The organism is Mesorhizobium sp. M7A.F.Ca.MR.362.00.0.0 (genome assembly GCF_004023175.1).
Lineage (GTDB): Bacteria > Pseudomonadota > Alphaproteobacteria > Rhizobiales > Rhizobiaceae > Mesorhizobium.
The window spans coordinates 1-857 of record NZ_RZTF01000826.1 but is presented as its reverse complement, the minus strand read 5'-3'; the positions used below and the strand labels follow the sequence as shown (position 1 = coordinate 857).

The window sequence follows — 857 nt, the reverse complement described above, 5'->3', positions numbered from 1 at the left end:
GGCCCGCAACCTGGTCGGGCGCGCAGATGTCCAGGGTCTCTATCTCGACCCGGCCAGCATGCTCGTCTGCCAGATCGTGCAGCAAGGTCCGGGTTCCGCCGCCGCGAACTGTGCCGACGACATTCCATCCCTTTTTCAGGAACTCGGCCGCCATGGCATGGCCGAGGCCCCGCGATGCGCCAATGAGGAGGATTGTGCGAGCTGGGTCGCTCGGAATGTGTTTGGGCATGAGAGTTGGTAGCTTTCGATGTTGGTCCGACAGCCGATATAAGCGGCCGTGCGCAGGGCGCCAGACGCATCAAAGTCAAAGTATGGTTGCATCAAACGCTATGTCTGGCGACGCGGCTGGGATAGGCTCAGGTCATGACCAATGTTGATGTGGACCTGAACCTTCTCGTCGCACTGGATGTGCTGCTCGCCGAGGGCAGCGTGACAGGGGCAGCCCGTCGCCTCGGCTTGAGCGCATCGGCCATGAGCCGGACGCTCACGCGACTTCGGGCAGCAACAGGCGACCCGCTGCTCGTTCGCGCCGGGCGAGGCCTGGTGCCGACACCGCGCGCTGCCGAACTGCGCGAGCGCGTCCATGAGCTTGCGCGGGACGTGCAAGCAGTGCTCCGGCCGCAGATCACGCATATGGACGTCGCGTCGCTCGAACTGACATTTACCGTCCGAGTGAGCGAGGCATTTCTGGAATTTCTGTCTGGCCCCGTCGTGGCCGCGGTCACTCGGGCAGCCCCACGGATCTGCCTTCGCTTTGTCCCCAAACCTGACAAAGACGCGCGGCCGCTAAGGGAGGGGCTCATTGATCTGGAGATCGGCCTGCTTGGAACGTCCGCGCCGGAGATACGCACCCAGTT

The 857-nt window shown here is 63.7% G+C and carries 1 protein-coding gene; it reads left to right on the top strand.

All coding sequences use genetic code 11. From position 1 onward, the window contains the following. Positions 1 to 363: 363 nt before the first annotated feature. Positions 364 to 857 (top strand): LysR family transcriptional regulator (locus EOC06_RS37985; protein ID WP_128310156.1); only part of this gene is annotated, 494 nt, incomplete at its 3' end.